This window comes from Arthrobacter sp. Bi83 (assembly GCF_918698095.1).
GTDB lineage: Bacteria > Actinomycetota > Actinomycetes > Actinomycetales > Micrococcaceae > Arthrobacter.
Genome location: NZ_CAKKLY010000103.1, coordinates 1 through 4,886, shown reverse-complemented (window position 1 = coordinate 4,886; position 4,886 = coordinate 1). Strand labels below are relative to the sequence as shown.

At 64.7% G+C, this 4,886-nt stretch carries 3 protein-coding genes and 1 tRNA gene; 2 read left to right on the top strand and 2 right to left on the bottom strand.

The window, feature by feature from the left end; genetic code table 11:
- Positions 1 to 18 precede the first annotated feature (18 nt).
- Positions 19 to 1,845, bottom strand: coding sequence for a phosphoenolpyruvate carboxykinase (GTP) (locus tag LQ144_RS22715; RefSeq protein ID WP_230121504.1), 1,827 nt, complete (start codon positions 1,843 to 1,845; stop codon positions 19 to 21).
- Between the two features lie 278 nt (positions 1,846 to 2,123).
- Here LQ144_RS22715 and LQ144_RS22710 point away from each other — a divergent pair.
- A tRNA-Arg gene (locus LQ144_RS22710) sits at positions 2,124 to 2,200 on the top strand.
- A gap of 88 nt (positions 2,201 to 2,288) precedes the next feature.
- Here LQ144_RS22710 and LQ144_RS22705 read toward each other — a convergent pair.
- Positions 2,289 to 3,017, bottom strand: coding sequence for an FCD domain-containing protein (locus tag LQ144_RS22705; RefSeq protein ID WP_230121503.1), 729 nt, complete (start codon positions 3,015 to 3,017; stop codon positions 2,289 to 2,291).
- A gap of 209 nt (positions 3,018 to 3,226) precedes the next feature.
- Here LQ144_RS22705 and LQ144_RS22700 point away from each other — a divergent pair, with 209 nt between their 5' ends.
- Complete coding sequence (locus tag LQ144_RS22700) at positions 3,227 to 4,687, top strand: NAD(P)/FAD-dependent oxidoreductase (protein WP_230121502.1); 1,461 nt, start codon at positions 3,227 to 3,229, stop codon at positions 4,685 to 4,687.
- The last annotated feature ends 199 nt before the right edge of the window (positions 4,688 to 4,886 follow it).

Genomic DNA, 4,886 nt, shown 5'->3' with positions numbered 1-4,886 from the left:
TACTAGAGGGGTGGGGACCTAGGCCAGGCGGGCCTTCAGCCCGTCAAGTTCCTGCTGGAGAGCGTCCGGCAGCGAGCTGCCAAAGTTCGCGAACCACTCCTCGATGGAAGCAAGCTCGGTCTTCCACTCGGCGGGGTCGACGCGCACAGCCTCTTCCACCTGGGCCGGAGTCATGTCCAGGCCGGTCAGGTCGATGGAATCGCCCGTCGGAACGAATCCGATAGGCGTCTCCACCGCATTGGCCTTGCCTTCGAGTCGTTCGATGGCCCACTTGAGAACACGCGCGTTGTCCCCGAAGCCGGGCCAGGCGAAGCCGCCCTCTGCAGTGCGGCGGAACCAGTTGACCAGGAAGATCTTGGGCAGTCGTTCCGGATTGGCCTTGGCTGACAGGTTGACCCAGTGGTTCAGGTAGTCACCGGCGTCGTAACCGATAAACGGAAGCATGGCCATGGGGTCGCGGCGCACGACGCCGACGGCGCCGGCGGCTGCAGCCGTGGTTTCTGAGGAAAGCGTGGCGCCCATGAAAATTCCGTTGGACCAGTCACGGGCCTCCGTGACCAGCGGGATGGTGGTCTTGCGCCGTCCGCCGAAGAGGATGGCGGAGAGCTCCACACCGTTAGGGCTGTGGTACTCCTCGGCCAGCATGTCGATCTGGTCGATCGGCGTGCAGAAGCGGGAGTTCGGGTGGGCTGCCGGCTTGTCGGAGTCCGACGTCCAGGAGTTGCCCTGCCAGTCAGTGAGATGGGCCGGAACCTCTTCCGTCATGCCCTCCCACCACACACCGCCGTCGTCGGTAACGGCGACGTTTGTAAAGATGCTGTTGCCCTTGGCGATGGCACGCATGGCGTTGGGGTTGGTGCCCCAGCCGGTGCCCGGAGCCACGCCAAACAGGCCCGCCTCAGGGTTGACGGCGCGGAGCTCGCCTTCCTTGCCGAAGCGCATCCAGGTGATGTCGTCCCCGAGGGTCTCCACCTTCCAGCCTTCAATGGTGGGGTCCAGCAGGGCAAGGTTCGTCTTGCCGCAGGCGGACGGGAAGGCAGCGGAGACGTAGTACGTCTTCTGCTCCGGGGAGGTCAGCTTGAGGATGAGCATGTGCTCGGCGAGCCAGCCCTCATCGTGCGCCATGACGGAGGCGATGCGGAGGGCGTAGCACTTCTTGCCCAGCAGGGCGTTGCCGCCGTAGCCGGAGCCGAAGGACCAGATCGAACGCTCCTCGGGGAAGTGGACGATCCATTTGTCCGGGTTGCACGGCCAGGAAACGTCCGCCTGGCCGGGCTCCAGCGGTGCGCCGAGGGAGTGGAGGGCGGGGACGAAGAACGCGTTCGTCTCAGTGATCCGGTTCAGCACGTCTGTGCCGATACGGGCCATGATCCGCATGGAGGCAACAACGTAGGCGCTGTCCGTGATCTCCACGCCGAACTTGGGATCTTCGGCATCGAGGTGGCCCATGACGAAGGGGATGACGTACATGGTGCGGCCGCGCATCGAGCCGGAGAAGAGACCGCGGAGCTTCTCCTTCATCTCCGCAGGAGCCATCCAGTTGTTGGTGAAGCCGGCGTCGTGCTCTTTTTCAGAGCAGATGAATGTCTGCTCTTCCACGCGGGCAACATCGGCCGGGTCCGAAAACGCCGCGAAGGAGTTGGGGAACAGCTCCTGGTTGAGTCGCTTCAGCGTGCCCGCGGCGACGAGTTCGTCGGTGAGGAGGGTGTTTTCTTCTTCGGAGCCGTCGACCCAGTGAATCCGGTCCGGCTGGGTCAGCCCAGCGACCTCTTCGACCCATGCCAGCAGGCCGGCATGTGTGGTGGGTGCTTTCTCAAGCAGCGGCAGTCGCGCCAGGTGGCCCATTTCGGTTCCCTTCGTCGGGTTCGGTGGTGTGAGCTAAATGCTATTTGCGATCGTCTAGTCCATTTCGTGGTCAGACATGGGATGTCCAGCGCCTCCGGGACGAAAACCGCGGAAAATCAAGGGTGTCGGATTGCGATTTTCCTAAATTCGTGACGAAGGTCACATAGACCGGTCTAGTTACGTATATTACACGGCTTTCGATTTGGAACTACGGGAGTCCTCGCGTAAAGTAATTCGAGGTTCGGGGCGAGCGGAAAGTTTGCCAGGGACCAGAAGATGCGCCCATAGCTCAGCTGGATAGAGCGTCTGTCTACGGAACAGAAGGTCAGGGGTTCGAATCCCTTTGGGCGCACCACGAAAGAATCCCCGGAATCATTATAGATTCCGGGGATTCTTTGCGTTAGGTGGCAGGTGCCCTGTCTGGGGCGGCGGCCGTCCGGCGCCTACTCGGCTACCGCATCCGAAATCCGGCGGCGAATGCCATCGAAGTGGTGCGCCAGGTGCTCGGACGCGCGGGCTTTATCGCCCGCGGCGACGGCCGTATAGATGTTGCGGTGGAGTGCGGCCACTGCGGCCAGATCCTCGGTGCCCGGCCCGATCTCGGTGTGGATCTTGCGATATACCTTCCAGAAGACGCCCAGCAGGTTGAGCAGCAGCTCATTGTTCAGCGGCTCGAACAGCCGGCTGTGGAAATCTGAATCGGCCTCCACGAACGTCTCCCCTGACTTTGCGAGTTCCTCCATCCGGACCACTGAGGCCTCGATCGCCGCGAGCTGCTCCGCCGTCATGACGTCCATCGAACTCCCGATGAGCCCTGATTCCAAGGCCTGGCGCACATCCACGAGCTGCAGCGCCTCTAGCCCGTGGTGCCGCAGCGACAGCCTCCCGCGGAAAATCAGTCCGTCCGCAAGCGCTTCAAAATTGCTGGGCGCCACGAACATGCCGAAGCCATGGCGGATTTCAATGACACCCAGGGCCTGCAGCACCTTGAGCGATTCCCTCAGGGTGTTCCGGCCTACTCCAAGGGCAACGCACAGCTCGTTCTCGGTGGGCAGGGCATCCCCGGCCTCGAGGTCACGGTCCAGGATGAGCTCCATGATGTCCGACTGCAGGGCGCGAAGGCGGGCCTGTGCACTGAACCGCGCCGGCGGAACCATGTTGGCGGGCGACATTGGAGCTCCTTTGCAACGGGTACTTTTCACACCGTAGCGGATGTCCCATGTCCTCCGGACGGCACGGCGCCATGTTACGGAGCGCCCGTCCCCCACGAATTGGAGTGCGGTGCCAGGCAAAGATCTGCTCCAACTGCCTGCCCGCCACGGATCCAGGGGCGCCACATCCGGCCCTCAAATCCGCCCCGGGCGGGGCGTAGGCTGGTGCCATGACGCCACATGTTGTTGAACGGGAATTCGATGTCATTGTGATCGGCGCCGGCGCGGCGGGCGAAAACGTCGCGGACCGGGTAGTGCAGGGCGGTCTTACCGCGGTACTCGTGGAAGCGGAGCTCGTGGGCGGTGAGTGTTCCTACTGGGCCTGCATGCCGTCAAAGGCCCTGCTTCGGCCGGGCACCGCGCTGCACGGCGCGCAGACAGTCCCCGGCGCCAGCGAGGCAGTCACCCGCACCCTTGACGCTGCCGCCGTCCTCAAGCGGCGTGATTCCTTCACCTCACACTGGCAGGATGACAGCCAAGTGAAATGGGTGGACGGTGCCGGCATCGAACTCATCCGCGGCCAGGGCAGGCTCACCGCCCCGCGGTCGGTGGAAGTAGCCGGCCTCGACGGCAACTCCTATGCGCTCACGGCGCGTCACGCCGTCGTGCTGGCCAACGGATCAACCCCGAACACGCCGCCCATCGAGGGCCTTGCCGGGATTCCGTACTGGGGAACCCGCGAAGCAACGTCCGCCAAGGAGGTGCCGGAGCGTCTTGCTGTCCTGGGCGGCGGCGTCGCCGGCACGGAGCTGGCCCAGGCCTTTTCCCGCCTGGGCTCGGATGTCACGCTCGTGGCCCGCAGCGGCCTCCTGGGCAATTTCCCGGCGGAAGCCGCGAAACTGGTCGCGGCGGGCCTCCGGGCTGACGGCGTGGAGCTCCGCCTCAACACCGGGACGCGAAGCGTCCGCGAAAACGACGACGGCTCCCTCACCGTGACGCTCGACGGCGGCGACACCCTTTCGGCGGACAAGCTGCTGGTATCCACGGGACGGCACCCCGCCTTGGAAGGGCTCGGGCTGGAGCGCGTCGGGCTGGGCGCCTCCGACGGTAAACGTCTGACACTCACCACCGACTCGACCGGCCTGGTCAACGCCGCCGCCGGAAGCGAGGACGGCCCATGGCTGTATGCGGTAGGGGACGCAGCCGGCAAGGCCCTGCTCACCCACCAGGGCAAGTACGAGGCCCGGGCCACGGGCTCGGCCATCGCCGCCCGGGCGAAAGGTGAGCTGGAGGGTACGCCGGAACCCTGGAGCCGCTTCGCGCAAACCGCCGATGAACACGCGATTCCCAACGTGGTGTTCACCGATCCCGAGCTGGCAACGGTTGGCCGCTCGGTCGAGCAGGCAGCGAAGGACGGCTACAACGTCGCCTCGGTGGAGCTGCCCATCTCTGTGGCGGGCTCGTCGCTGCACGCCGAGAACTACGAGGGCTGGGCGCAGCTGGTGGTCGACGAAGACCGCATGGTGCTGCTTGGCGCCACATTCGCTGGCCCCGACGTCGCCGAGCTGCTGCACGCGGCGACGATCGCCGTCGTCGGCGAAGTCCCGCTCGACAGGCTCTGGCACGCCGTCCCCTCCTACCCCACGATCAGCGAAGTCTGGCTGCGGCTCCTGGAGAAATACGGCCTCTGAACGGACACCCACCCGCCGCCGACACCGTGGGTAACGAACACGTGAGGCCCCGAATCCGGGGCGGTTTCTAGGGGTCGTTGCAACACCTGTTGGTTAGGTGGTTAGTAGTAAAGCACGTAAACGCTCGGCTGGGGTTTCCCAGCCGAGCGTTTTACGTGGCCGGCCGTTGAGTTTCTGAGCGACGAGTTCGAGGTCTTCG